General features: G+C 57.2%; 21 protein-coding genes, 3 tRNA genes and 1 pseudogene. 18 read left to right on the plus strand and 7 right to left on the minus strand.

The genetic code is table 11. The features are described 5' to 3' along the window. Positions 1-7 precede the first annotated feature (7 nt). The gene (locus CFBP5473_RS06070) at positions 8-433 is read left to right on the plus strand and encodes a GNAT family N-acetyltransferase (RefSeq protein ID WP_084631700.1); all 426 of its coding nucleotides are present in this window, start codon (positions 8-10) and stop codon (positions 431-433) included. A 141-nt stretch (positions 434-574) separates the two neighbouring features. Here the strand turns inward: CFBP5473_RS06070 and CFBP5473_RS06075 are convergent. Both CFBP5473_RS06075 and CFBP5473_RS06080 read right to left on the minus strand, forming a co-directional pair. Beyond that, positions 575-2,031 (minus strand): annotated as a pseudogene (locus tag CFBP5473_RS06075) (PepSY-associated TM helix domain-containing protein). A 139-nt stretch (positions 2,032-2,170) separates the two neighbouring features. Continuing rightward, positions 2,171-2,575, minus strand: coding sequence for a DUF2946 family protein (locus tag CFBP5473_RS06080; RefSeq protein ID WP_027676070.1), 405 nt, complete (start codon positions 2,573-2,575; stop codon positions 2,171-2,173). Between the two features lie 186 nt (positions 2,576-2,761). Between CFBP5473_RS06080 and CFBP5473_RS06085 the strand changes: the two genes are divergently transcribed. Together CFBP5473_RS06085 and CFBP5473_RS06090 are read left to right on the plus strand one after the other, a co-directional pair. Then, complete coding sequence (locus CFBP5473_RS06085; protein WP_027676071.1) at positions 2,762-4,354, plus strand: DUF1800 domain-containing protein; 1,593 nt, start codon at positions 2,762-2,764, stop codon at positions 4,352-4,354. A gap of 3 nt (positions 4,355-4,357) precedes the next feature. Next, positions 4,358-5,539 carry a DUF1501 domain-containing protein gene (locus tag CFBP5473_RS06090; protein ID WP_027676072.1) on the plus strand — a complete coding sequence of 394 codons (1,182 nt, stop codon included), beginning with the start codon at positions 4,358-4,360 and terminating at the stop codon, positions 5,537-5,539. Positions 5,540-5,565: 26 nt separating this feature from the next. Here CFBP5473_RS06090 and CFBP5473_RS06095 read toward each other — a convergent pair whose 3' ends face one another. From CFBP5473_RS06095 to rlmB, 3 genes are all read right to left on the minus strand, one after another. Beyond that, a complete protein-coding gene (locus CFBP5473_RS06095; protein ID WP_027676073.1) occupies positions 5,566-5,943 on the minus strand; it encodes a hypothetical protein in 378 nt (125 codons plus the stop codon). 129 nt (positions 5,944-6,072) lie between these two features. Next, on the minus strand, positions 6,073-6,459 hold the full coding sequence (locus CFBP5473_RS06100; protein WP_027676074.1) for an acyl-CoA thioesterase: 387 nt from the start codon (positions 6,457-6,459) through the stop codon (positions 6,073-6,075). 33 nt (positions 6,460-6,492) lie between these two features. Continuing rightward, complete coding sequence (gene rlmB, locus CFBP5473_RS06105; protein ID WP_027676075.1) at positions 6,493-7,374, minus strand: 23S rRNA (guanosine(2251)-2'-O)-methyltransferase RlmB; 882 nt, start codon at positions 7,372-7,374, stop codon at positions 6,493-6,495. 211 nt (positions 7,375-7,585) lie between these two features. Between rlmB and CFBP5473_RS06110 the strand changes: the two genes are divergently transcribed. From CFBP5473_RS06110 to CFBP5473_RS06125, 4 genes are all read left to right on the plus strand, one after another. Then, positions 7,586-7,670: transfer RNA gene (locus tag CFBP5473_RS06110), tRNA-Tyr, on the plus strand. A gap of 25 nt (positions 7,671-7,695) precedes the next feature. Continuing rightward, positions 7,696-7,769, plus strand: a tRNA-Gly gene (locus tag CFBP5473_RS06115). Between the two features lie 315 nt (positions 7,770-8,084). After that, positions 8,085-8,510, plus strand: coding sequence for a PAS domain-containing protein (locus CFBP5473_RS06120; protein WP_169696876.1), 426 nt, complete (start codon positions 8,085-8,087; stop codon positions 8,508-8,510). A 104-nt stretch (positions 8,511-8,614) separates the two neighbouring features. Beyond that, positions 8,615-8,953, plus strand: a complete 339-nt coding sequence (locus tag CFBP5473_RS06125) for an MliC family protein (RefSeq protein WP_234881784.1) — start codon at positions 8,615-8,617, stop codon at positions 8,951-8,953. A 394-nt stretch (positions 8,954-9,347) separates the two neighbouring features. Here the strand turns inward: CFBP5473_RS06125 and CFBP5473_RS06130 are convergent, their stop codons facing one another. Further along, positions 9,348-9,986: a TerC family protein gene (locus CFBP5473_RS06130; RefSeq protein WP_027676078.1), complete on the minus strand. Its 639-nt coding sequence runs from the start codon at positions 9,984-9,986 to the stop codon at positions 9,348-9,350. A gap of 377 nt (positions 9,987-10,363) precedes the next feature. Here CFBP5473_RS06130 and tuf point away from each other — a divergent pair, with 377 nt between their 5' ends. After that, positions 10,364-11,539 (plus strand): elongation factor Tu, encoded by a 1,176-nt coding sequence (gene tuf, locus CFBP5473_RS06135; RefSeq protein WP_136954323.1) that lies wholly within the window; start codon positions 10,364-10,366, stop codon positions 11,537-11,539. A 209-nt stretch (positions 11,540-11,748) separates the two neighbouring features. Beyond that, positions 11,749-12,435 (plus strand): glycosyltransferase family protein, encoded by a 687-nt coding sequence (locus tag CFBP5473_RS06140; RefSeq protein WP_027677156.1) that lies wholly within the window; start codon positions 11,749-11,751, stop codon positions 12,433-12,435. 39 nt (positions 12,436-12,474) lie between these two features. Here CFBP5473_RS06140 and CFBP5473_RS06145 read toward each other — a convergent pair whose 3' ends face one another. Continuing rightward, positions 12,475-13,242: a hypothetical protein gene (locus CFBP5473_RS06145; RefSeq protein ID WP_136954324.1), complete on the minus strand. Its 768-nt coding sequence runs from the start codon at positions 13,240-13,242 to the stop codon at positions 12,475-12,477. A gap of 313 nt (positions 13,243-13,555) precedes the next feature. Between CFBP5473_RS06145 and CFBP5473_RS06150 the strand changes: the two genes are divergently transcribed. From CFBP5473_RS06150 to rpoC, 9 genes are all read left to right on the plus strand, one after another. Then, positions 13,556-13,631: transfer RNA gene (locus tag CFBP5473_RS06150), tRNA-Trp, on the plus strand. A gap of 188 nt (positions 13,632-13,819) precedes the next feature. Beyond that, positions 13,820-14,020 (plus strand): preprotein translocase subunit SecE, encoded by a 201-nt coding sequence (gene secE, locus CFBP5473_RS06155; RefSeq protein WP_003523719.1) that lies wholly within the window; start codon positions 13,820-13,822, stop codon positions 14,018-14,020. Between the two features lie 20 nt (positions 14,021-14,040). Then, positions 14,041-14,571, plus strand: a complete 531-nt coding sequence (gene nusG / locus CFBP5473_RS06160; RefSeq protein ID WP_027677154.1) for a transcription termination/antitermination protein NusG — start codon at positions 14,041-14,043, stop codon at positions 14,569-14,571. A 214-nt stretch (positions 14,572-14,785) separates the two neighbouring features. Continuing rightward, positions 14,786-15,217: a 50S ribosomal protein L11 gene (gene rplK, locus CFBP5473_RS06165; protein WP_027677153.1), complete on the plus strand. Its 432-nt coding sequence runs from the start codon at positions 14,786-14,788 to the stop codon at positions 15,215-15,217. Between the two features lie 2 nt (positions 15,218-15,219). Then, complete coding sequence (rplA, locus tag CFBP5473_RS06170; protein ID WP_027677152.1) at positions 15,220-15,915, plus strand: 50S ribosomal protein L1; 696 nt, start codon at positions 15,220-15,222, stop codon at positions 15,913-15,915. 341 nt (positions 15,916-16,256) lie between these two features. Continuing rightward, complete coding sequence (gene rplJ / locus CFBP5473_RS06175) at positions 16,257-16,775, plus strand: 50S ribosomal protein L10 (RefSeq protein WP_027677151.1); 519 nt, start codon at positions 16,257-16,259, stop codon at positions 16,773-16,775. A gap of 58 nt (positions 16,776-16,833) precedes the next feature. Then, entirely contained in the window at positions 16,834-17,211 is a 378-nt protein-coding gene (rplL, locus tag CFBP5473_RS06180) for a 50S ribosomal protein L7/L12 (protein WP_027677150.1), read from the plus strand. A gap of 259 nt (positions 17,212-17,470) precedes the next feature. Further along, a complete protein-coding gene (gene rpoB, locus CFBP5473_RS06185; RefSeq protein WP_027677149.1) occupies positions 17,471-21,610 on the plus strand; it encodes a DNA-directed RNA polymerase subunit beta in 4,140 nt (1,379 codons plus the stop codon). Positions 21,611-21,788: 178 nt separating this feature from the next. Continuing rightward, positions 21,789-25,997 (plus strand): DNA-directed RNA polymerase subunit beta', encoded by a 4,209-nt coding sequence (rpoC, locus tag CFBP5473_RS06190; protein ID WP_027677148.1) that lies wholly within the window; start codon positions 21,789-21,791, stop codon positions 25,995-25,997. The last annotated feature ends 73 nt before the right edge of the window (positions 25,998-26,070 follow it).

Raw genomic sequence — 26,070 nt, forward strand, 5'->3', positions numbered from 1 at the left:
AGAAGGCATGACCGCCGTCCAGAACGAGATTTTCGCCGCGGGTTTGCGCAAGACGCCGACGGATATCGAGACCGTTCGGGCCAACTATCTCACGTCGGACGACCGGATACAGTGCACGGTCGCCGTGAGTGAGGACGGTCGTGTTCTTGGCTTTCAATCCTTGAGACTCGCGACGGCGGCGGGCAATCCCTATGGCGTTGCTGAAGGCTGGGGCATTATCGGCACGCATGTCAGCCCAACCGCAACGCGGATGGGGGTCGGCAGGGCTCTTTTTGCGGCGACATTGGAGGCTGCGAAGAAGGCTGGTTTGAAGGATATCGATGCCAGTATCGGAGCCGATAATGCGCTTGGCCTGGCGTATTACGAGGGGATTGGGTTTCGGACGTATCGGACGACTGAGGATAGGATTTGTAAGGCTTATCGAGTGGGATGAGGGGCAGCCCTCAAGAAGTGACACCACTCCTTACAATCTTCAACACTTAACTGAAGATAAGATATTGAAAACCTTATCTCTCCCACATGGGAGAGATAAGGTGTACGCCGTGCGAGGAATTTCGCTCGCAACGACCGGCAGTTAAGCCGCACGCCGCCGACCAACCCTCTGCACTACCAAATCCAACACCAGCATCACCACCAGACTTGCCCCCACCAGCGGGAAGATGATGCCGCCGATGGCGAGGATGGCGGCTAGGCCGTAGAGGGTGCGTTTGTTTTGGGGCATGGGGGGCACGCCGAGGGAGCCCTTGGGGCGGCGTTTCCACCACATTATGCCACCAGAGGTGGCGAGCAGGATGATGGCGAGGCAGGCGGCGGTGAGGATGATCTGGTTTGCGAGGCCGTATTCCTGGCCCATATGGACGTTGATGCCCATTCCAGACCGCGACCGAGTGGACCGTAATCCGCATAGTGCATGTCGATCAACGGCTTGCCGGTATATTGGTCGAGATGTGTCACGCGCTGTTTGGAAAGATCGTGCGGATAGACCGTGCCGCTGTAGACCCCCGTTGGTGTGGTTGGCAGAGCGACGCTATAGCCGGGTGCGAAGCCGAGTTCGTTGAAACTGGCAATCGCCCTGTCAATGCCAATTGGCTGGGCTTCTGGAGTGTCGGGCATGGCTTCCATCGCCATGCCATCCATTGCCATTTCGCCGCCGGTTTGGGCTGCGCCATGCTGGCCATGGTCATGACCAGCGGCGGCGGGAGGGGCGGACAGGGGAACCTGTGCCTGCTCCAGTGACCAAGAGGTTTTTGCAACGTCGTTGAGGCGCTGCCCGGACATCGGGACATCGACATAAACGCCAGCGGGATAACCGAAATTATTGCCATTGGCCCATTCATTCACTTTTTCGCCCCACACGCCCGACCACGGCATTCCGGTGACGGCGAGGAAGACGATGAAGACGCCGACAAATAGACCGGTGACGGCGTGCATATCTCGCCAGAAGACGCGCTTCTTCGGTGTGCCGCGCACGGTCACGACGCCGCCGGTCTGGCTGCGGGGCCACCAGAGATAGATGCCGGTGGCGACCAGAAGTATGGACCAGCCCGCTGCGATTTCTATGAGATAGCGGGTGTAGGTGCCGAAATATTTGAGGCTGTGAAGGTAACGGATCGTCCACATGACGGTGCCGCGATCCGGCAGTGAGCCGAGGACCTGTCCGGTATAAGTATTTACGTAAACCGCGCGTTTGCCTTGCGAAGTGTTGACGGTGATTTCGGTCGAGGCGCGGGGATCTGTCGGCGTGGTGAATTTCACTGCCGTTCCGGGCACGGCGGCAATCGCGTTGGCGATCATCTCCGAAGGGCTGACGGCGGGGGCGTTCTGCATGACTTCGATGCGCTTGAGATCGGCATGGATGGCATTGTCCAGCTCGTCCTTGAAGAGATAAAGCGCGCCGGTAATGGCAAGCGTGATCATGAAAGGAAGAACGAAAAGACCGGCGTAAAAGTGCCAGCGCCAGACGGCGCGATAAAGATTGAGCGATGACTGCGCGCTCACGCGTTCACCCATTGAGGTGGTGCTGATGGACATTATTGGCTCCGCAAAACGGCGCAGGCAGACGCAAGCTTTTCTATTGCGCGACATGCCCGCTTGTTGTTTCAACGCATGTCGTGATCGCAAAACGCTTTGCGCGACACGCCCCTCATCAGCGAGAACGCTGACTATTCGACTATGCGTGAGGAGCGTAAGGCGGCGCGCGGGGCTGCTGTTCGCGGTTGGGCGGAGCGAATGCCTTGGCCTCGCTCCAGTGCCACAGGGTGATTTCCACCTGCGGCACGATCTGGCCGGCAACTTCCGTCGGGCTGACGAGGAGGGCGGCGAAGGAGGCGGAGGCGAGACGACAGAGCGTGCCGCAACAGCTATTGGCAAGCTTTTCCGCAGGCGACTGCTTGGCGGAGCCGCCTTCCGGCATGTGGGCGGAGCAGATGATATCTTCTGCCGCCAGAGCCGTGGCGGCCATGCTGCCGCTGGCCACGCCGTTCGCCAGACCTTGCAGCAGGAACAGCAACAGGGCCAGCACTGCGACAGCGCCAGCCGAACTGCGATCCTGCATGATCCTGCGAATAAGTTTCATGAGAGATTGAGTGGCACAGTTTCGCCGTAATGTCACTGCGGCAAGCTGGCATCCCCTGAAAACGTCGCGCGTTCCGCGAGCGTATTACAAATTGTCCATGTCGGAAAAAAACCGCTATTTTGCTCGTTTTCCGCCCGAATTCGCTGAGATTCTCGCTGCATCCGAATGTTGGCAGGAGTGGCGAATATGGCTCCTTTTTCTCCAACGATGGCGGCGATCCGCTATGGTTACGGCTTGGCGCCGGACCAGATACTCAGTCGAAACACGGACGATCTGCTGGTGCAGCTCGTGGATGCTCCGTTGAAGGAGACGTTCTTTCCGGTGGGCGGTGCATTCGATGCCCGGCAGCGGGCGGATGATCTCGCGCAAGGTCTGATCGCGATACGGCCTGCCAATAATGGTGGCGAGCGGGACCGGGAGGCACGGCAGGCCTTGCAGAAAAAGGCCGAGCAGAGCTTTCAGCGCGATAGCATGGCGCGGGTTATGCAGGCGACATTTTCGCCTTATGGATTTCACGAAAGGCTGGCGGCTTTCTGGCTCGACCACTTCTCGGTCAATGCGCGGAAATCGCTGCCGATGCGGGTGATTACGCCGCTTTACGAGATCGAGGCGATCCGTCCGCATGTTGCCGGTTCGTTTCGCGATCTTTTACAGGCCGCGGTTCTGCATCCGGCCATGCTGATCTATCTGGATCAAAACCAATCCACAGGGCCGGAATCGGTCGCCGCGCAGAACCGCAAGCGCGGTCTCAATGAGAATCTGGGCCGTGAATTGCTGGAGCTTCACACCATGGGTGCGGGCAGCGGTTACACGCAGACGGATGTGCGCTCCGCAGCGCTGGTGCTGACCGGCATGACGGTGGATGAGCGTTACGAAATGCTGTTCCGCCCGCGCATGGCGGAGCCGGGCGAGATGAAGGTGCTCGGCGTGAAATATGGTGGCGATCCGCGCTCTGCGGATGACTGTCTGGTGATGCTGGACGATCTGGCGAGCAGACCGGAAACCGCCCAGCATATCTGCCGCAAGCTGGTGACGCATTTCATTGCCGACGATCCGCCGCCGGATGTGGTGAAGGCGATGGTCGGTGAATGGAAGGCGAGCGATGGCAATCTGGTGAAGGTCTATGCCGCGATGCTGGACCATCCACGCGCATGGCAGGAGCCCGGCGCCAAGATGAAGCTGCCATTCGATTATGTCGTCTCCGGTTTGCGCGCTTTCGGCCTGACCAAAAAGAATTGGCGGGACAGAATGTCTCCGGATGGTGATGATAGCTATACGCCATTCGATACACCCGTTGCCGCTGCCGCGCAGCAGGCTGCGAAGGGCGGTGACGATGAGATGGCCTCCGGCAAACCCGATGCCGGGCAGATGGTGATGGACAAGCCCGCACCAGCCCAACCGCAGCCCGACATGAAGGATGGCATGGCACCCGATACGGCACAGATGCAGCAGCCGCCAAAGCCGAAGGCGAGCCTTGCCCGCACGCTGACGCTCGCCGCGCTGCGGCGCATGGGCCAGCCGGTCTGGCAGCCGCCGAGCCCGGCGGGTTTCGAGGAGGGTGTCGCATGCTGGCTTTCCCCCAGCCAGATGAGCGAGCGTATTTTGTGGGCGCGCAAGGCATCCGGCTCGCTTGGCAAGGATATGGAGCCGAAGAAACTTCTGGAGGTGGCGCTGGCCGATGTGGCGCGGGATGACACGATCCGCGTTGTGGGACAGGCGCCGAACCGCGTGAGCGGGCTGACGCTTGCGCTTTCTTCCCCCGAATTCAACAGGAGATAGGACATGGCCTTCTCTCAGGATTTGTTGTTGAGCCGCCGCAGTTTCTTGATGACCGCTTGCTGTGCGGCGGCAGTGCCGGTGTTTTCGCCGGTGAGTTTCGCGGCCATGCCCGGCGACAATCGCTTCGTGACGATCGTGCTGCGTGGTGCGATGGACGGGCTGGATCTGGTGCAACCCTATACCGACCCGGCCTTTGCCCAGTTTCGCCCGACGCTGGCGCTGACGCCCGAAACGGGATTGATCGATCTCGATGGGCGGTTCGGGTTGAACCCGGCGGCCCAGCCGCTGATGCCGATGTGGCAGGCGAAAGAACTGGCTTTCGTCCACGCGGTTTCGACGCCCTATCGTGATCAGCGCAGCCATTTCGATGGGCAGGACATGCTGGAAAGCGGTGCCGAGGCCGTGCATGGCGAGCGCACCGGCTGGCTTAACCGCGCGCTTTCGGCCATTCCGCGTTCGGAAGATCGCAAGGCCATCGACATCAATACGTCGATGGAGTTGATCCTGTCCGGCCCGAACGAAGCGGATGTTTGGGCCTCCACATCCAATATGACGATGGGGGCGGATGAGGTCAGTTTCTTCAAACGGCTTTACGCCAATGATGCGGAATTCAGCCGCGTTCTGGCGGAAGCATTGCGCACCGATATGTCTGCCGAGCAGCTTTTTCAGGATGAAAAGCGCGGGCAGGGCATCCGCGATATCGCCAAGCTGGCGGGTGGAATGCTGCGAGAGGATTATCGCATCGCGAGCTTTTCCGTGGATGGCTGGGATACGCATGCCGGGCAGAAGGCGCAATTTGCGCGCACGGTGAAGGATCTGACCATCGCGCTCACCACGCTGAAGGACGCGCTCGGGCCGGATGTGTGGAAAAAGACCGTGGTTCTGGCCATGACCGAATTTGGACGAACCGCCCGTGAAAACGGAACCGGCGGCACCGACCACGGCACCGGCGGCGTCGCCATTCTGGCAGGCGGCGGCATCGATGGAGGCCGCGTGCTGGGCAACTGGCCGGGCCTCGGCGACGGCAAGCTGCTCGAGGATCGCGACCTGATGCCAACCGCCGACGTCCGCGAAGTGGCCGCGGCTATGCTCTATCGCCAGTTCGATGTGGGCAGCGAAGCACTGACCGGCAAGATTTTCCCGAGCCTGAGTTTCGACAGGTCTTCAGCGTTTTTGAAGGTCTAAATAGTTGCTGAGAGAGGCCTGCCGGATCAGAACCAGCCGGTCCGTTCACCGAAAGGGGTATCCTCGGTGAAGTTTACGGTGCCGATGCGGTCGCTTTCGCCGGATAGGCTTTTGCTGGATCCGTCTTCGGATTCTGGTTTTGGCGGAGGTGTCTTTTGGCCGGTTGACTGAGTGGCTTTGGCTTCTGCGGCTTTTGCCTTGGCAAGCTCAGCCTTCAGGGCAGTGATCTCTTCCTGAATCGAGGTCTTCTCATCTTCCGTTTTTGCGCTTTCAAGCTCCGCCTGCTTGGCAGTGATCTTAGCTTCGATATCGGAAACCGACGTCGATGACGATGAGGATGTGGAAGACGATGATGAGGAGGACGTGGTGGTGAGGAGGCTGGAAACCGACGATACTGTCGTCATGAGAGTAGCACTTTCTGAAAATGGATGGACCGCGTGCGGATGAAATCTTCCGCACGCTATGAGCCCCCAGTAAAGAAAATGTTACCGGTGCGTGATCAGTATTAGCCGTCGCGCCGCAGGCGGCTTCAATCAAGCCGATGGAATGGGTGTCGGCTTGCCGTCCTCATCCATGGCAACCATGATGAAGGTTCCGGCGGTGACCTTTTCCAGCTTGTCGTAGCGCGAACGCTGTGCCCAGGCTTCCACGCACAGCGTGATGGAAGTGCGACCCACGCGCATGATCTCCGTATATATGGAGAGCGTATCGCCGATCTTCACCGGAAGTTCGAAGGCCATTTCCTTGACGGCTGCCGTCACCACGCGACAGCGGGCACGTTCAGCGGCGCGGATGCCGCTTGCCAAGTCCATCTGTGACATGACCCAGCCACCGAAAATATCACCGGCGGGATTGGCATCCGCAGGCATGGCGAGGGTACGAAGCGTGAGTTCGCCGGTGGGCTTGATCATGTCAGGCATTGGGTCTCCAAGAAAAAAATGGTCTGAAATCGGTTATTTCTGTGCGAGGAATTGCCTTGTTGCGTAAAGCGCAATTGCTGCTGCGTTAGAAACGTTGAGCGACTTTATCTCACCCGGCATATCCAGCCGCGCCAGATGCGTGACCGTTTCGCGGGTCTTCTGCCGCAGGCCTTTACCTTCCGCACCCAGAACCAGTGCGATCTTTTCACCGCTGAAGGTCTGCTCGATGGGGGCGGGGCCTTCCGAGTCGAGGCCGATGGAGGTGAAACCGAGCTTGTGAAGTTCGCCCAGCGCATCCGCCAGATTGGTGATCTGGATATAGGGGATCAGTTCCAGCGCGCCGGATGCTGATTTTGCCAATACGCCGGATTCCGTCGGGCTGTGGCGCATGGTGGTGATCAGCGCGCCCGCATTGAAGGCGACGGCGGACCGCATGATGGCGCCGACATTGTGCGGATCCGTTACCTGATCGAGAACCAGAATGAGCGGGCTATCCTTCAATGCGGAAAGCTTGCGAACGGGCAGGGGCCGAGTTTCCAGCATCACGCCCTGGTGGATCGCCTCGGGCCCGAAAACCTTGTCGATATCCTGCGGGGAAACCGTCTCTACCGGGAAGGGCTGTTCGGATGCTTCGCCGATATCAAGACGCGCAAAGGCGTTCTGCGTAACGGAAAGCTTGATGATCTCGCGTTCTTTATTGGCGAGCGCGGCGCGCACTGTGTGCAGTCCATATAGATAGACCTGATCGGGGCTCAGTTGCGGCGGCTTCCAGTCATCTCCCGCCTTGTTCCGGCGCTTCTGCTGCTGCGGCGTGGGGATTTCTCCCCGTTCGCGCTTGGCATCGCGCACGGTGCGGCGAAGGTTGGCGTAGTGCGTATCGCGGGCGGATTTATCTTTGGGGGCGTCTTTGCTCATGTCGCCTTATATCTCCGCCGTGTGATCTGTACCAGTCCCCACAGCTATCCACAGGGCTTTGACACTGCTTGAATTTTTTCACAAAAATTCGTCACACATCGTGTTGACAGAACGATGAAGGGCCGTCATATACGCGGCCACAGACGACGAACGGCGCAGCGCCGAACGGACATCTGGACTAAGCTTGGTCGCTTGATCCTCGCAGAATACTGGAGGAATGCCCGAGTGGTTAAAGGGGACGGACTGTAAATCCGTTGGCTCAGCCTACGTTGGTTCAAATCCAACTTCCTCCACCATTCTGCACGGATCGAAATCACCGCCGCGGGTATAGCTCAATGGTAGAGCAGCAGCCTTCCAAGCTGAATACGCGGGTTCGATTCCCGCTACCCGCTCCAAAATCTCCCACAAATCAAAAACATGTCTGCGTTCGAAATTTCGTATGCGCGCTGATCTTTGGCTTCCTGCCTGTTGATCCAATGCTTCGGGTTCTCCGTAATCCCATCAGCTTGCAGCTTTATACAACTCCAGTATTGATTACACGTATTGGTTGATTTATCGTCGTGCCGCATAACCGCAGGTAAATCGCTTGTTAAATGATGGAACACTTTTGGGCTTTATGGCTTTTTCAGGTTTTTAGTGTGTCAAGAAGATGTTGCAGGTATCAGAGTACGTATTCCTGATGCATAGTAGACATGGTTGATTCCGGAGTAATGATGACCGACAGTTCTCTTCGTCAACGCTATGTGGATATGCGAAGCGGCGGATTTTACGCCTGGGACGTGATTGCAAACGTCTTTTGGGCAGATGAAGTGTTCGCTGGAATTATGGGTTTTTCTCCCAGCGAGCTTAATGAGGGGCTGCCTGCAGAGCGCATGATGTCCATTATTCATGAGGACGATGCGCCTCATGTTGCGGAAGCGATCAACAACTCGATATTTGCTGGCGAGCCGTTCGAGATGGTGTATCGGGTCAAGAGAGGTGACCTCTATGTCACCGTTACCGAAATCGGCAAATGCTATCGCTACAAGGATGGCGTAGCGACGCTGTTCAGCGGCGTTGTCTTCGAGTCTGGACGCAGCGATGGTGCGGCAATAGCCTCCAACGCCAATTTGCCCGAAACGGGACGCTCCAGCTGAGGCTGACGGCACAGCGCCACAATTTGCCCCTACCGATACCTGCCCGGTGAAAAGCCGGAGGAGAATCAAGCAAGAGGCAGATGACGTTGCAGCGATCTTTTATCTTGGCGAGCATCATTTCCATGACGGCGACGCCGCTATTGGCAGACGATATCACCATTCCCATGCCAGCCGATACCAAGGTGGAGCATGTGGATGCCACTTACCAGTGCGGGCAGGAGAAGGTGACTGTCACCTATATCAATGCCGGCAGCGTCAATCTGGCTCGCCTTGGAATGGGCGATACCATCATCGTCGCATCCAGTGTCATTGCAGCATCCGGCGCCAAATATGCGGGTGGCCCTTATGTCTGGTGGTCGAAAGGGGAGGAGGCCGAATTGTATGACGTGGTGAAAGACCCGCAGATGAATACGGCCACCCATTGCAGCACGGTGAAAGGCTGATTCTGGATTGAGGAGGGCGCCACGGACGTAAGAGACGCCCGTGGTTTCGATATCAGCTCGAAGTCGAGAAAACGAATTGCAATATGAACGCAGCAAGCAGAATGACACTGATAGCCGCACCGATCTTCAGCCGGCGAAAACGCTTTGTGCGCCCGCCGGACCAGTCATAAGCCATTGTTCAGACATCCTTATAGTTATTCGTTATGTCTAAAGTAATCGCGATGTAGGCTTGCCCGAGGCTGACGACAACCACCAAAAGGTACGGGCGAATTCTGCGACTTGAGGTTTGCCGAGTTTGAATTGCTGCAGTGCAGAATCATCGATGTGTGCAGTTTCGTCTTTGAACGAAAAAGCCCGGAAGCGAACTCCCGGGCTTTGAAAGGCAGGTGCCTGATCAGGCCTTGTTGAGGTAAGGCTGGACGTAAGGCCAGACCTCTACTGCGCCGTGATAGAGCATGTTCAGCGCCACATAGACGATGACGATAAGGCCGACATAGGAAATCCAGCGATAACGGTGCAGAAGCTTTGCAACGAAGTTCGCGGCAAGGCCCATCAGCGCGATCGAGACGATCAGGCCGATAATCAGAACCGTGACGTGTTCCTGCGCTGCACCGGCAACAGCCAGCACGTTATCGAGCGACATGGAGACGTCTGCGATGACGATCTGTGTCGCAGCCTGGAAGAACGTCTTGTGGCCCTTGGTGAGATCGGCTTCCTCGTCGGTCACCTCTTCGTCCACGGAGCCGTTCTGCTCGCGCAGTTCGCTCCACATCTTCCAGCAGACCCAGGCCAGCAGCAGGCCGCCGAAAAGCTGAAGGCCGACAATGGCAAGCAATTGAACCGTAAGCGCCGCAAAGGCGATACGCAAAACGGTGGCGGCGATGATGCCGACGAGAATAGCCTTCTTGCGCAGATGCGCGGGCAGGCCTGCGGCAGCAAGGCCGATGACTATGGCATTATCGCCAGCCAAAACGAGATCGATGGCAATGACTTGTAGAAACGCCGTGAAGCCGGCAGCTGTAAAAATTTCCATGGCAAATCCTGAGGCGGATGCGAATTGGGCCGCGGGAGAAAACGACTTTAAAGGTGGGGCATGAGAACGGCGGAGCCTGCTTCAATCGCCGGTCTCCTCCGGGCGATCATCCTGCCAATATGACATGAATCAGGTGATCGTAAAGAGCGAGCGTGTATTTGTACGTCTGCCAACCTTCGATCCTGCACAGTATCGGTGGCGGTGGACTGCTTGATAACAGGCTGAAAAGTACCCATATGGCGGCCATCCTGCCGCTTTCGGCTGTGGAATCGGCGCTGTGACAATTAAGTCTTGCGCATTCGCCAACAAAGCCTTAAACGGCGACACCAAACCGGTTCTCCGGGGAAACTACTTCACGTTCACAGGAAGCAATTCACATGGCAAAGAGCAAGTTTGAGCGCAATAAGCCGCACGTCAACATCGGCACGATCGGTCACGTTGACCACGGCAAGACGTCGTTGACTGCAGCGATCACGAAGTTCTTCGGCGAGTTCAAGGCGTATGACCAAATCGACGCCGCTCCTGAAGAAAAGGCTCGTGGTATCACGATTTCGACGGCCCACGTTGAGTATGAGACGCCAAACCGTCACTATGCGCACGTTGACTGCCCCGGCCACGCCGACTACGTGAAGAACATGATCACCGGTGCTGCCCAGATGGACGGCGCGATCCTGGTTTGCTCTGCTGCTGACGGCCCGATGCCGCAGACTCGCGAGCACATCCTGCTTGCCCGTCAGGTTGGCGTTCCGGCTCTGGTCGTGTTCCTCAACAAGGTCGACCAGGTTGACGACGCAGAACTTCTCGAGCTCGTCGAACTCGAAGTTCGCGAACTTCTGTCGTCCTACGACTTCCCGGGCGATGACGTTCCTGTCGTCAAGGGTTCTGCACTTGCAGCTCTGGAAGACAGCAACAAGACGATCGGTGAAGACGCAATCCGCGAGCTGATGGCTCAGGTTGACGCCTACATCCCGACGCCTGAGCGTCCGATCGACCAGCCGTTCCTGATGCCAATCGAAGACGTGTTCTCGATCTCTGGCCGTGGTACGGTTGTGACGGGTCGCGTTGAGCGCGGTATCGTCAAGGTTGGCGAAGAAGTCGAAATCGTCGGCATCAAGCCAACATCGAAGACGACGGTTACCGGCGTTGAAATGTTCCGCAAGCTGCTCGATCAGGGCCAGGCTGGCGACAACATCGGTGCACTGGTTCGCGGTGTTAACCGTGACGGCGTCGAGCGTGGTCAGATCCTTTGCAAGCCAGGTTCTGTCAAGCCGCACAAGAAGTTCAAGGCAGAAGCCTACATCCTGACGAAGGAAGAAGGCGGTCGTCATACGCCGTTCTTCACGAACTACCGTCCTCAGTTCTACTTCCGTACAACGGACGTGACCGGTATCGTGACGCTTCCAGAAGGCACGGAAATGGTTATGCCTGGCGACAACGTCACTGTTGACGTCGAGCTGATCGTTCCGATCGCGATGGAAGAAAAGCTGCGCTTCGCTATCCGCGAAGGCGGCCGTACCGTCGGCGCTGGCATCGTTGCCTCGATCGTCGAGTAATCTTTTCCCGCTAGGGAATTGAACGAGCCCCGCTGGAAACAGCGGGGCTTTTTTATTTTCGATCTTTGATCAGGATCATCTTCTGCGCGCGAAACATTGTTATTTCCGCGAGGGCAGGTGGGTTCGCTTGACGAATCCCCCTCTAAAGTGGATTAATCCGCGCTACTATTTTTGCCTCATATCGAAATCAGAAAATGACTGGAGTTTTCATGTCTGAGACGGCACGTATCTTTATCGGCTTCGACAGCAAGGAAGTCGTCGCTTACCATGTGTTCTGCCAGAGCATTCAGGAAAAGAGCTCCATTCCGGTCGAGTTCACGCCGATTGCGCTGAACAATCTCGACGGCATTTTCACGCGTGAGCGCAATTCTCTTCAGTCGACGGAGTTCTCCTTCTCCCGCTTCCTCGTGCCTTATCTCTGCAACTACGAAGGATGGGCGATTTTCGCCGATTGCGACATGCTTATGCGCAGCGATATCGCCAAGCTGTGGGAATTGCGCGACGACCGTTATGCGGCGATGTGCGTAAAGCATGACTATGTGCCGAAGGTCGAGACCAAGTTCCTCGGCCAGACGCAGACGAAGTATGAAAAGAAGAACTGGTCCAGCTTCATTCTCTTCAACAATGCCAAGTGCAAGGCCCTGACCAAGGACTATGTCAACACGGCAACAGGCCTGCAGTTGCACCAGTTCAAGTGGCTCGAATCGGAAGAGCTCATCGGCGAAATCCCTGCGACGTGGAACTGGCTCGTCAACGAATACGACCATAACCTCGACGCCGACAACGTGCATTTCACCGACGGTGGCCCGTATTTCGAAGAATACAAGAACGACGATTATGCTGAAGAGTGGTTTGCTGCTCGCGACAGAATGCTGACCGTGGTTCAGCGTGCTTAAATAAGCCAAGGCGAGTGTGAACGAGTGTCACGCTCGCCATTATTTTTTGCGGAAGCGTTTGAAGTAAGCCTTTATCTTCCGCTGCCATTTCGTTTGGTCCCACAGCTTGGCGACGCGACGCTCCGTTCCCGTTAGACGGTTACCGATCACCTGCGCGGCCATCATGGCAACTTCGTCGTGGGCAAATTCCGGAAAACGAGTCGATACACCGGTGAGCCAATTCTGTGCCGCAGCCACGTCGCTTTCCTGCAATTGGATGATGCGTCCCTTTTTTGCGAACAGCTGAAGCACTGTTTGTTCGAACGTCCAGTCGTGCTCCGAATACATGTTGAACTCGGTTCCAGGAACGCCGGTAAATCCGCATAGATAGACTTTTGTTTCAGGTCGGAAATCCAGCAGCGACAGCGCAAGTGCAAAGCCTGTCGTCGGCATTCGTCCCGCGGGATAAAGCCGATGGAACATGTAATCGAAATCAATCACAAGGGAGATGATCGGGCTCGTTCTGGGGGCGGGGAGAACAACGCTAGCCGTCTTTGCCTTGTCAGCGAGAATGCCAACCTCGGCCTTCAGGCCTTGGGGGAAGAAGCTATAGGCACTTTCAAAATGCTTTCTGGATTTCAGGAAGCGCGTCCCTTCTGCCACAAGCCGATGACATAGAATCGAATCCTTCGGAAAGGGCTTGCTCAGTACTTTCGCGCATCCGGTGAAGAAGACGTAGAGCGTATTCTGGGGAAGGGCAGCCGTAACCGAATCGATGACGAGGCTTTCGCTGTTGGCAATGAGAGCAATGGCATCGTAAGAGCCCAAAAGCTCTAGAAAGCCTTCATAGTCCAGCGTTGCATCGGATTTAGACATCGGCTTTCTTCCTTATTGCGATCCGCGACGTGCGATTGTTCGCTCTATAGCACTAGCGCACTGCGCTTTCCAAAATCGGAATTTATTTTCGCGAGGCATCATACGCCTATTCCAAGGGCTAAGGCGTCATAGGGCCGTCCCCTCCCATTGCCTGCGAAACTGTCCTGTGAAAAATGAAAAAAACACTTGCCAATCCAGATAGGTGGCCTTACACGGGCGGCACGGGCAATGATGCGGCTTGAAGCTCAGCAGATTGTTCGGATTTAGGGGTATAGCTCAGTTGGTAGAGCGGCGGTCTCCAAAACCGCAGGTCGGGGGTTCGAGCCCCTCTGCCCCTGCCACTTCCTCACTCGCAAGCGCGCAACTTCGCTGCATGGCGGATGGGGTGCCGGTTATCCGGCGAATTTCGCCGAATGTCGATTTCCTCTTGTTAAAAAGGGAATCGGTGTTTATGTAGGGTCAAAACAGACACGCGGTGCGTGGGGCTGATTAGTATCGGCTTTACGCGCCGTAATTGCGTGGGCAGTCAATGGCATCCAAAACCAACCCGTTTACGTTTCTGCAGCAGGTGCGCGCCGAAGCGTCAAAGATCACTTGGCCGTCGCGCCGCGAGACCATGATTTCCACGGCGATGGTGCTGGTAATGGTCATCTTTGCGGCTCTGTTCTTCTTTGCGGCAGATCAGCTCATCGGCTGGTTGCTCAGCCTCGTGCTGAATGTCGGTCGCTAACGAATTGAACGGAGAGTAAGATGGCGGCGCGCTGGTACATTGTTCAAGCATATTCGAATTTTGAAAAGAAGGTCGCTGAGTCGATCGAAGAAAAGGTCCGTCAGAAGGGCCTTGATCATCTTTTCGAAAGAATTCTCGTTCCAACCGAAAAGGTTGTCGAGGTTCGCCGCGGTCGCAAGGTCGATAGCGAGCGCAAGTTCTTCCCGGGTTACGTGCTGGTGCGCGCAAACCTGACGGATGAGGCTTATCACCTCATCAAGAATACGCCGAAGGTGACCGGCTTCCTCGGTTCGGACAGCAAGCCTGTTCCGATTCCGGACTCTGAAGCCGATCGCATCCTGGGTCAGGTCCAGGAAGGTGTCGAGCGTCCGAAGTCTTCGGTTTCGTTCGAGATCGGCGAGCAGGTTCGCGTCTCCGACGGTCCTTTTGCATCGTTCAACGGTGTGGTTCAGGATGTCGATGAAGAGCGCGCCCGTCTGAAGGTCGAAGTTTCGATCTTCGGTCGCGCTACTCCGGTCGAACTGGAATATGCGCAGGTCGAAAAGGTCTGACGAATTTCGAAAGGCGCTCATGCGCCTTTCAGCTAATGCATCAAAAAGTATCGGCAAGTTGTTGATCTTGAATGATGCGATGCGGCAATGCCGCAAACCGCGTGGAAGATTTCCTGGCTCTTAGCCGGGGCAGGGATCGAACCACGCAACCGCAGCCGCCGGATGTTCCGGCATATGGACCGGGTAACCGGTTCGATTTGAAAGGCAGAGAGATATGGCTAAGAAAGTTGCAGGCCAGCTCAAGCTTCAGGTTAAGGCAGGATCGGCTAACCCGTCCCCGCCAATCGGCCCGGCGCTTGGTCAGCGTGGCATTAACATCATGGAATTCTGCAAGGCGTTCAACGCCGCTACGCAGGAAATGGAAAAGGGTATGCCGATCCCGGTCGTCATCACCTATTACCAGGACAAGTCCTTCACCTTCGTCATGAAGCAGCCGCCGATGACGTACTGGCTGAAGAAGGAAGCCAAGATCACCTCCGGTTCCAAGACGCCTGGCAAGGGCGCCAAGGTCGGCTCCATCACCAAGGCTCAGGTCAAGACGATCGCAGAAGCCAAGATGAAGGATCTGAACGCAGCCGACATCGAAGGCGCAATGGCAATGGTTGAGGGCTCTGCCCGCGCCATGGGCCTGGAAGTGGTAGGTTGATTATGGCTAAGCTTGCAAAGCGCGTACAGAAGACCCGCGAAGGCGTTGACCCGAACAAGCTCTACGTCCTGACCGACGCCATTTCGATGGTTAAGGAACGGGCCGTCGCCAAGTTCGACGAAACCATCGAAGTCGCAATGAACCTCGGCGTTGACCCGCGTCACGCCGACCAGATGGTTCGTGGCGTTGTCAACCTGCCGAACGGCACAGGCCGCGACGTTCGCGTTGCTGTTTTTGCCCGTGGCGCCAAGGCCGATGAAGCCAAGGCTGCCGGTGCAGACATCGTTGGCGCAGAAGACCTGCTGGAAATCGTCCAGGGCGGCAAGATCGATTTCGACCGCGTTATCGCGACCCCTGACATGATGCCGCTCGTCGGTCGTCTCGGCAAGGTTCTCGGCCCACGCGGCATGATGCCGAACCCGAAGGTCGGTACGGTTACGATGGACGTAACGGGCGCCGTCAAGGCTTCCAAGGGTGGCGCTGTGGAGTTCCGCGTCGAAAAGGCCGGTATCGTTCACGCTGGCGTTGGCAAGGCTTCGTTCGATGCCAAGGCGCTGGAAGAAAACATCAAGGCTTTTGCTGATGCCGTCATCAAGGCCAAGCCTACGGGTGCAAAGGGCAACTACGTCAAGCGCGTAGCCATCTCCTCCACCATGGGGCCGGGCTTCAAGATCGACCCTTCGTCGGTTACGGCCTAATCAATTCGCCGCGTCTCTTTTTGAGGCGCGGCAATCAAGATTTCCGGCTCGCAAGGGCCGGGAATTTCCAGGGAAACCTGGAATTCCTGTCCGAGATTGCAGGTGGTTAAGTCCTTAATCACTTAGCCTGCATGAGACGGGTAAGAGCCCGGATTTTCGCACCGAACGGTGCTTAATAATCCGGTTCGAACCTGATGTGCCTGTGCCTGAAGCCGTTTGCGGCGACAGAGCGGGGGACAGGATCCTCAAGCGTCGCTTGGGATTTCGGCAACGAAATTCCTTGAGGCAAAGGCAAACCCGATGGGTGCACATTCAGTGTTCTCATCTACTGGAGACAGACAGTGGAAAGAGCGGAAAAACGCGAATTCGTCACGGAGCTGAACGAAGTCTTCAAGGCTTCCGGTTCAGTTGTCGTGGCCCACTATGCTGGTGTCACAGTTGCGCAGATGAACGATTTTCGTTCGAAAATGCGTGCTGCTGGCGGCACCGTCAAGGTCGCGAAGAACCGCCTGGCCAAGATCGCTCTTCAGGGTACGGAGTCGGAAGGGATGTCAGATCTCTTCAAGGGACAGACGCTGATTGCATACAGCACTGACCCTATGATTGCTCCGAAAGTCGTCATGGATTTCGCCAAGAGCAACGACAAGGTCGTTGTACTCGGCGGCGCCATGGGCGCAACCACGCTCAACGCCGAAGCAGTCAAGTCGCTCGCGACCCTGCCTTCGCTGGACGAGCTGCGTGCGAAGCTGCTGGGCCTTCTCAATGCCCCGGCAACCCGCGTCGCAACGGTTGTGGCAGCACCGGCAAGCCAGCTTGCTCGTGTGTTCTCGGCTTACTCCAAGAAGGACGAAGCCGCTTAAGGCGGTTTTTCGCTGTAAATATTCAAACCGGTTCGAACCGAATTAAAGGAACTATATCATGGCTGATCTCGCAAAGATCGTTGAAGACCTCTCCGCTCTGACAGTTCTGGAAGCTGCTGAGCTTTCCAAGCTTCTCGAAGAAAAGTGGGGCGTTTCCGCTGCTGCTCCTGTAGCAGTTGCTGCTGCTGGTGGCGCTGCTGCCGCTGCTGCACCGGAAGAAGAAAAGACTGAATTCGACGTTATCCTTGTTGACGCTGGCGCCAACAAGATCAACGTCATCAAGGAAGTTCGCGGCATCACGGGTCTCGGCCTGAAGGAAGCCAAGGACCTCGTTGAAGGCGCTCCGAAGCCTGTTAAGGAAGCTGTTTCCAAGGCTGAAGCTGCTGACCTCAAGAAGAAGCTCGAAGACGCCGGCGCTAAGGTCGACGTTAAGTAATCTTCTGATTACCGGGTGGGAGAAGGAAATCCTTCTCCCATTCGTCGCTTTGCTGAAACCGATTACCCAAGAACCGCGTGAAAACGGTTCTTGGGTAATGGGTTCTTCAAGAGAATGGTTCCGAACCGGCTCATCAGGCAATCCGGCCTGATCGATCCGGGATGTGGAACGAGATTGATTTTACCCATTGTTCGACGGGGTCGACTGGCCATCGGTTCCCGTCCGTTGCAGGCCCGGATGCAATTTTAAAGGAGCGACGATGGCTCAGACCCTTTCGTTTAACGGTCGCAGGCGCGTACGCAAGTTTTTCGGCAAAATTCCAGAAGTAGCGGAAATGCCGAACCTCATCGAGGTTCAGAAGGCTTCGTATGACCAATTCCTCATGGTTGACGAGCCCAAGGGCGGTCGTCCCGACGAGGGATTGAATGCCGTATTCAAATCCGTATTCCCGATCACCGACTTTTCCGGCGCATCCATGCTGGAATTCGTATCTTACGAATTCGAAGCGCCGAAGTTCGACGTCGAGGAATGCCGTCAGCGCGATCTGACCTACGCAGCGCCGCTCAAGGTGACGCTGCGCCTCATCGTGTTCGATATCGATGAAGATACAGGCGCGAAGTCCATCAAGGACATCAAGGAACAGTCCGTCTACATGGGCGACATGCCGCTCATGACGAACAACGGTACGTTCATCGTCAACGGCACCGAGCGCGTTATCGTGTCTCAGATGCACCGTTCGCCGGGCGTATTCTTCGACCACGACAAGGGCAAGAGCCACTCTTCCGGCAAGCTTCTGTTTGCTGCCCGCGTCATTCCTTATCGCGGTTCCTGGCTCGATATCGAATTCGACGCCAAGGACATCGTGTTCGCCCGTATCGACCGTCGCCGCAAGATTCCTGTCACGTCGCTGCTGATGGCGCTCGGCATGGACGGCGAAGAAATCCTGTCGACCTTCTACACCAAGGCAACCTACGTTCGTGAAGGCGACGGCTGGCGGATTCCGTTCCAGCCTGAGACACTGAAGAACGCCAAGGTCGTCACCGAAATGGTTGACGCCGACACTGGCGAAGTCGTTGTCGAAGCCGGCAAGAAGCTGACCCCGCGTCTGCTCCGTCAGTTGACCGACAAGGGCCTCAAGGCTCTCAAGGCGAGCGACGAAGATCTCTACGGCAACTATCTTGCCGAAGACATCGTCAACTACGAGACGGGTGAAATCTATCTCGAAGCTGGTGACGAAATCGACGACAAGACGCTGACCGTCATTCTCGGTCACGGCTTCGACGAGATTCCTGTTCTCAACATCGACCATATCAATGTCGGTGCCTATATCCGCAGCACGCTTGCTGCCGATAAGAACGAGAACCGTCAGGACGCCCTGTTCGACATCTACCGCGTGATGCGTCCGGGTGAGCCGCCGACCATGGATTCTGCAGAAGCCATGTTCAACTCGCTGTTCTTCGACGCGGAGCGTTACGATCTCTCGGCTGTTGGCCGCGTGAAGATGAACATGCGTCTGGACCTCGACGCGGAAGACACCGTGCGCACGCTGCGCAAGGAAGACATCCTGGCCGTGGTCAAGATGCTGGTCGAACTGCGTGACGGCAAGGGCGAAATCGACGACATCGACAACCTCGGCAACCGCCGTGTCCGTTCCGTCGGTGAGTTGATGGAGAACCAGTATCGTCTGGGTCTGCTGCGCATGGAACGCGCGATCAAGGAACGTATGTCCTCGATCGAAATCGACACCGTGATGCCGCAGGACCTGATCAACGCGAAGCCGGCAGCTGCTGCCGTTCGTGAATTCTTCGGTTCCTCGCAGCTGTCGCAGTTCATGGACCAGGTGAACCCGCTTTCGGAAATCACCCACAAGCGCCGTCTTTCGGCTCTTGGACCGGGTGGTCTGACCCGCGAGCGCGCAGGCTTCGAAGTCCGCGACGTTCACCCGACCCACTATGGCCGTATTTGCCCGATCGAAACGCCGGAAGGCCCGAACATCGGTCTGATCAACTCGCTCGCAACCTTTGCCCGTGTCAACAAGTACGGCTTCATCGAAAGCCCGTACCGCAAGATCGTGGACGGCAAGGTTACGACGGACGTGATCTACCTCTCCGCCATGGAAGAGGCGAAGTATTACGTTGCTCAGGCCAATGCCGAGCTGGACGCTGATGGTGCATTCACGGAAGAATTCGTTGTTTGCCGTCACTCCGGCGAAGTTATGCTGGCTCCGCGTGACAACATCAACCTGATGGACGTTTCGCCGAAGCAGCTGGTTTCGGTCGCTGCGGCTCTCATTCCGTTCCTGGAAAACGATGACGCCAACCGCGCTCTCATGGGCTCGAACATGCAGCGTCAGGCCGTTCCGCTTCTGCGTGCCGAGGCTCCGTTCGTCGGAACCGGCATGGAGCCGATCGTTGCCCGTGACTCGGGCGCTGCAATTGCAGCCCGTCGTGGCGGTGTGGTCGATCAGGTGGATGCGACCCGTATCGTTATCCGCGCTACGGAAGACCTCGATGCTGGCAAGTCCGGCGTTGACATCTATCGTCTGCAGAAGTTCCAGCGTTCCAACCAGAACACCTGCGTCAACCAGCGTCCGCTGGTCGCCGTCGGCGATATTCTGAACAAGGGCGACATCATCGCTGACGGTCCTTCGACCGACCTCGGTGACCTGGCACTTGGCCGCAACGCGCTCGTCGCGTTCATGCCCTGGAACGGTTACAACTACGAAGACTCGATCCTGATGTCCGAGCGCATCGTCTCCGACGACGTGTTCACCTCCATCCATATCGAAGAATTCGAAGTGATGGCCCGCGACACCAAGCTTGGTCCGGAAGAAATCACGCGCGACATTCCGAACGTTTCGGAAGAAGCGCTGAAGAACCTCGACGAAGCCGGTATCGTGTACATCGGTGCGGAAGTTCAGCCGGGCGATATCCTCGTCGGCAAGATCACGCCGAAGGGTGAAAGCCCGATGACGCCGGAAGAAAAGCTTCTGCGCGCCATCTTCGGTGAAAAGGCTTCCGACGTTCGCGACACCTCCATGCGCATGCCTCCGGGCACGTTCGGCACGGTCGTTGAAGTTCGCGTGTTCAACCGTCACGGCGTCGAAAAGGACGAACGTGCGATGGCTATCGAGCGCGAGGAAATCGAGCGTCTGGCCAAGGACCGCGACGACGAACAGGCAATTCTTGACCGCAACGTCTATGGCCGTCTGGTCGACATGCTGCGCGGTCAGGTTTCGATTGCCGGTCCGAAGGGCTTCAAGAAGGGCGTAGAGCTTTCCAACGCCGTCGTCTCCGAATATCCTCGCTCGCAGTGGTGGATGTTCGCGGTCGAAGACGAGAAGGTTCAGGCCGAACTCGAAGCGCTTCGCGGCCAGTACGACGAATCCAAGTCGCGCCTCGAACAGCGTTTCATGGACAAGGTCGAGAAGGTACAGCGCGGCGACGAAATGCCTCCGGGCGTCATGAAGATGGTCAAGGTCTTCGTTGCTGTTAAGCGCAAGATCCAGCCGGGCGACAAGATGGCTGGCCGTCACGGTAACAAGGGCGTCGTCTCGCGTATCGTGCCTGTCGAAGACATGCCGTTCCTGGAAGACGGCACGCATGTCGACATCTGCTTGAACCCGCTGGGCGTGCCTTCGCGCATGAACGTCGGTCAGATTCTCGAAACGCACCTCGCATGGGCTTGCGCCGGTATGGGCAAGAAGATCGGCGAGCTGCTCGACGAGTATCGCAAGACGATGGACATCACCGACCTGAAGAACGAGCTGACGGAAGTCTACGCCTCCGAGGCGAAGGACGAAGTTTCCTCCTTCGACGACGATGCTCTGGTGAAGCTTGCCGAACAGTCCCGCAAGGGCGTCTCCATCGCAACGCCGGTCTTCGACGGTGCGCATGAGCCAGACGTTGCTTCGATGCTGAAGCGTGCGGGTCTGAATGAATCCGGTCAGTCCGTTCTTTACGATGGACGTACCGGTGAGCCGTTCGACCGCAAGGTCACCGTCGGCTACATGTACATGATCAAGCTGAACCACCTTGTCGACGACAAGATCCACGCTCGCTCGATCGGTCCTTACTCGCTCGTCACCCAGCAGCCGCTTGGTGGTAAGGCGCAGTTCGGCGGACAGCGCTTCGGGGAAATGGAAGTCTGGGCTCTGGAAGCTTACGGCGCAGCCTACACGCTGCAGGAAATGCTCACCGTCAAGTCGGACGACGTGGCGGGCCGCACCAAGGTTTACGAAGCAATCGTCCGTGGCGACGATACCTTCGAAGCCGGTATTCCGGAGAGCTTCAACGTTCTCGTCAAGGAAATGCGGTCTCTGGGCCTTTCCGTCGAGCTGGAGAACTCCAAGCTCGAAGAGCAGCAGGGCGCCGATCAGCTGCCCGACGCGGCGGAATAAGATCAAAAAGGGCAGGCGCTTCACAAGGGCGCCTGCCAGTTCGCTCACGGATGCGTGTTCGTGTGTGGACACTTTCGCCGCATTTTGCGGATAGATCCATGTTTGAGGCACTGGCCGGTCCGCCCGGGAAAGACCGCCAGATGCAAGCAAGGGGCTCCACCCCTTAAGGAGACAAGGCATGAACCAAGAGGTCATGAATCTTTTCAACCCGCAGGTGCCCGCGCAGCATTTCGATTCCATCCGGATTTCGATCGCTTCGCCGGAAAAAATCCTGTCGTGGTCCTACGGCGAGATCAAGAAGCCGGAAACCATCAACTACCGCACGTTCAAGCCCGAACGTGACGGCCTGTTCTGCGCGCGCATTTTCGGACCTATCAAGGACTATGAGTGCCTGTGCGGCAAGTACAAGCGCATGAAGTACAAGGGCATCATCTGCGAAAAGTGCGGCGTTGAAGTCACGCTGTCGCGCGTTCGCCGTGAGCGCATGGGCCACATCGAGCTCGCAGCACCCGTTGCCCACATCTGGTTCCTGAAGTCGCTGCCTTCGCGTATCTCGACCCTGCTCGACATGACGCTGAAGGATGTAGAGCGCGTTCTCTACTTTGAAAACTACATCGTGACCGAGCCTGGCCTGACTTCCCTGAAGCAGAACCAGCTTCTGTCCGAAGAAGAGTACATGATCGCTGTGGATGAATTCGGTGAAGACCAGTTCACCGCCATGATCGGCGCCGAAGCGATCTATGAAATGCTTGCTTCCATGAATCTTGAGAAGATTGCGGGCGACCTGCGCTCCGATCTGGCCGAGACCACCTCGGACCTCAAGCAGAAGAAGCTGATGAAGCGCCTGAAGATCGTTGAGAACTTCATGGAATCCGGCAACCGCCCGGAATGGATGATCATGAAGGTCGTTCCAGTGATCCCGCCGGACCTGCGTCCGCTGGTTCCGCTGGATGGCGGTCGTTTCGCGACGTCCGACCTGAACGATCTCTATCGCCGCGTCATCAACCGTAACAACCGTCTGAAGCGCCTGATCGAGCTTCGCGCACCGGGCATCATCATCCGCAACGAAAAGCGTATGTTGCAGGAATCCGTTGACGCGCTGTTCGACAACGGCCGTCGCGGTCGCGTCATCACGGGTGCGAACAAGCGTCCGCTGAAGTCGCTCTCCGATATGCTCAAGGGCAAGCAGGGCCGCTTCCGTCAGAACCTTCTCGGCAAGCGCGTCGACTATTCCGGTCGTTCGGTTATCGTGACGGGTCCTGAGCTGAAGCTGCACCAGTGTGGCCTTCCGAAGAAGATGGCGCTCGAACTGTTCAAGCCGTTCATCTATGCCCGCCTCGACGCGAAGGGTTACTCCTCCACCGTCAAGCAGGCCAAGAAGCTGGTTGAAAAGGAAAAGCCGGAAGTCTGGGATATCCTCGACGAGGTCATCCGCGAGCATCCGGTTCTTTTGAACCGCGCGCCGACGCTGCACCGTCTGGGCATCCAGGCTTTCGAACCTACGCTGGTCGAAGGCAAGGCTATCCAGCTGCATCCGCTCGTCTGCACGGCCTTCAATGCCGACTTCGACGGTGACCAGATGGCTGTTCACGTTCCGCTGTCGCTGGAAGCGCAGCTGGAAGCACGCGTGCTGATGATGTCGACCAACAACATCCTGCACCCTGCAAACGGCCAGCCGATCATCGTTCCTTCGCAGGACATGGTTCTCGGTCTTTACTACCTCTCGATCATGAACGAGCGCGAGCCCGGCGAAGGCATGGCTTTCTCCGACATGGGCGAGCTGCATCATGCTCTGGAAAACAAGGTCGTGACGCTGCACGCGAAAATTCGTGGCCGCTTCAAGACCGTCGATGCCGATGGCAAGCCTGTTTCGAAGATCTATGAAACGACCCCCGGTCGTATGATCATCGGCGAGCTTCTGCCGAAGAATGTCAACGTGCCGTTCGAGACCTGCAACCAGGAAATGACCAAGAAGAACATCTCCAAGATGATCGACACGGTCTACCGTCATTGCGGCCAGAAGGACACGGTCATTTTCTGTGACCGCATCATGCAGCTTGGCTTCACGCATGCCTGCCGCGCCGGCATTTCGTTCGGCAAGGACGACATGATCATTCCTGAAACCAAGGTGAAGATCGTTGGCGACACCGAAACGCTGGTCAAGGAATACGAGCAGCAGTACAATGACGGCCTGATCACTCAGGGCGAAAAGTACAACAAGGTCGTTGACGCCTGGGGCAAGGCAACCGAGAAGGTCGCTGAAGACATGATGGCCCGCATTAAGGCTGTCGAGTTCGACGCTGAGACCGGTCGTCAGAAGCCGATGAACGCCATCTACATGATGTCCCACTCCGGCGCGCGTGGTTCTCCGAACCAGATGCGTCAGCTGGGTGGTATGCGCGGCCTCATGGCCAAGCCATCGGGCGAAATCATCGAGACGCCGATCATCTCGAACTTCAAGGAAGGCCTGACCGTTAACGAGTACTTCAACTCGACCCACGGTGCCCGTAAGGGTCTTGCAGACACCGCCTTGAAGACGGCTAACTCCGGTTACCTGACGCGTCGTCTCGTTGACGTGGCACAGGACTGCATCGTCAATTCTCGTGATTGCGGCACCGACAAGGGCCTCACCATGACTGCCATCGTCGATGCCGGTCAGGTCGTTGCTTCGCTCGGCGCACGTATTCTCGGTCGTACGGCTCTGGACGACATCGACAACCCGGTCACTGGCGAGAACATCGTCAAGGCTGGCAAGCTGATCGATGAAGCCGAAGTCGCGATCATCGAAAAGGCTGGCATTCAGTCCGTTCGCATCCGTTCGGCTCTGACCTGCGAAATCCAGGTCGGTGTCTGCGGCGTCTGCTACGGTCGTGACCTTGCACGCGGTACGCCTGTCAACATGGGTGAAGCTGTCGGCGTTATCGCCGCTCAGTCCATCGGTGAGCCGGGCACGCAGCTGACCATGCGCACGTTCCACCTTGGCGGCACGGCCAACGTGGTTGACCAGTCGTTCCTTGAAGCATCGTATGAAGGTACGATTCAGATCAAGAACCGCAACAGCCTGCGGAATTCCGAAGGCGTTCTCATCGCGATGGGCCGTAACATGTCGGTCACCATTCTCGATGAGCGCGGCGTAGAGCGTTCCTCGCAGCGTGTCGCTTACGGCTCCAAGCTGTTCGTGGACGATGGCGACAAGGTGAAGCGCGGTCAGCGTCTTGCAGAGTGGGACCCTTACACCCGTCCAATGATGACGGAAGTGGAAGGTACGGTTCACTTCGAAGATCTGGTCGATGGTCTCTCCGTTCTCGAAGCGACCGACGAATCCACCGGTATCACCAAGCGTCAGGTTATCGACTGGCGTTCGACACCGCGTGGTTCGGACCTGAAGCCTGCAATCGTCATCAAGGATGCTTCCGGCGCTGTTGCCAAGCTGTCCCGTGGCGGCGAAGCTCGCTTCCAGCTGTCGGTGGATGCAATTCTGTCGGTCGAGCCCGGTCAAAAGGTCTTCCAGGGTGACGTTCTTGCACGTTCGCCGCTGGAAAGCGCCAAGACCAAGGACATCACCGGTGGTCTGCCGCGCGTTGCCGAACTCTTCGAAGCGCGTCGTCCGAAGGATCACGCTATCATCGCCGAAATCGATGGTACGATCCGTCTGGGCCGCGACTACAAGAACAAGCGCCGCGTGATGATCGAGCCTGCGGAAGATGGCGTCGAGCCGGTCGAATACCTGATCCCGAAGGGCAAGCCCTTCCACCTTCAGGAAGGCGACTACATCGAGAAGGGTGAATACATTCTCGACGGCAACCCGGCACCGCACGACATTCTGGCGATCAAGGGCGTGGAGGCACTCGCTTCCTACCTCGTGAACGAAATCCAGGAAGTTTACCGTCTGCAGGGCGTTATCATCAACGACAAGCACATCGAAGTTATCGTTCGTCAGATGTTGCAGAAGGTGGAAATCACCGACGCAGGCGACAGCCATTACATCGTCGGCGACAGCGTCGATCGCATCGAGATGGAAGACAACAACGACCGTCTGATCGAAGAAGGCAAGAAGCCTGCCTATGGCGAACCGGTTCTGCTCGGTATCACCAAGGCATCGCTCCAGACGCCGTCCTTCATCTCGGCTGCTTCGTTCCAGGAAACCACCAAGGTCCTGACCGAAGCTGCAATTGCCGGCAAGATGGACACGTTGCAGGGCCTCAAGGAAAACGTCATCGTCGGCCGCCTCATCCCGGCTGGTACCGGCGGCACCATGACGCAGATCCGCCGCATCGCGACGACCCGCGACGACCTCATCATCGAGGAGCGCAAGAAGAGCACCGGCTCTGCTTCCGCCAACCAGATGCTGCAGGACATGACGGACAAGGCTCCTGCTGCCGAATAAGGCAGTTAGAGCAGGGGCCTCCTAGGGAGGTTCCTTCTGGTAGAAATAGAAACGCCCGGAGTGATCCGGGCGT

The organism is Agrobacterium larrymoorei (assembly GCF_005145045.1).
Taxonomy (GTDB): domain Bacteria; phylum Pseudomonadota; class Alphaproteobacteria; order Rhizobiales; family Rhizobiaceae; genus Agrobacterium; species Agrobacterium larrymoorei.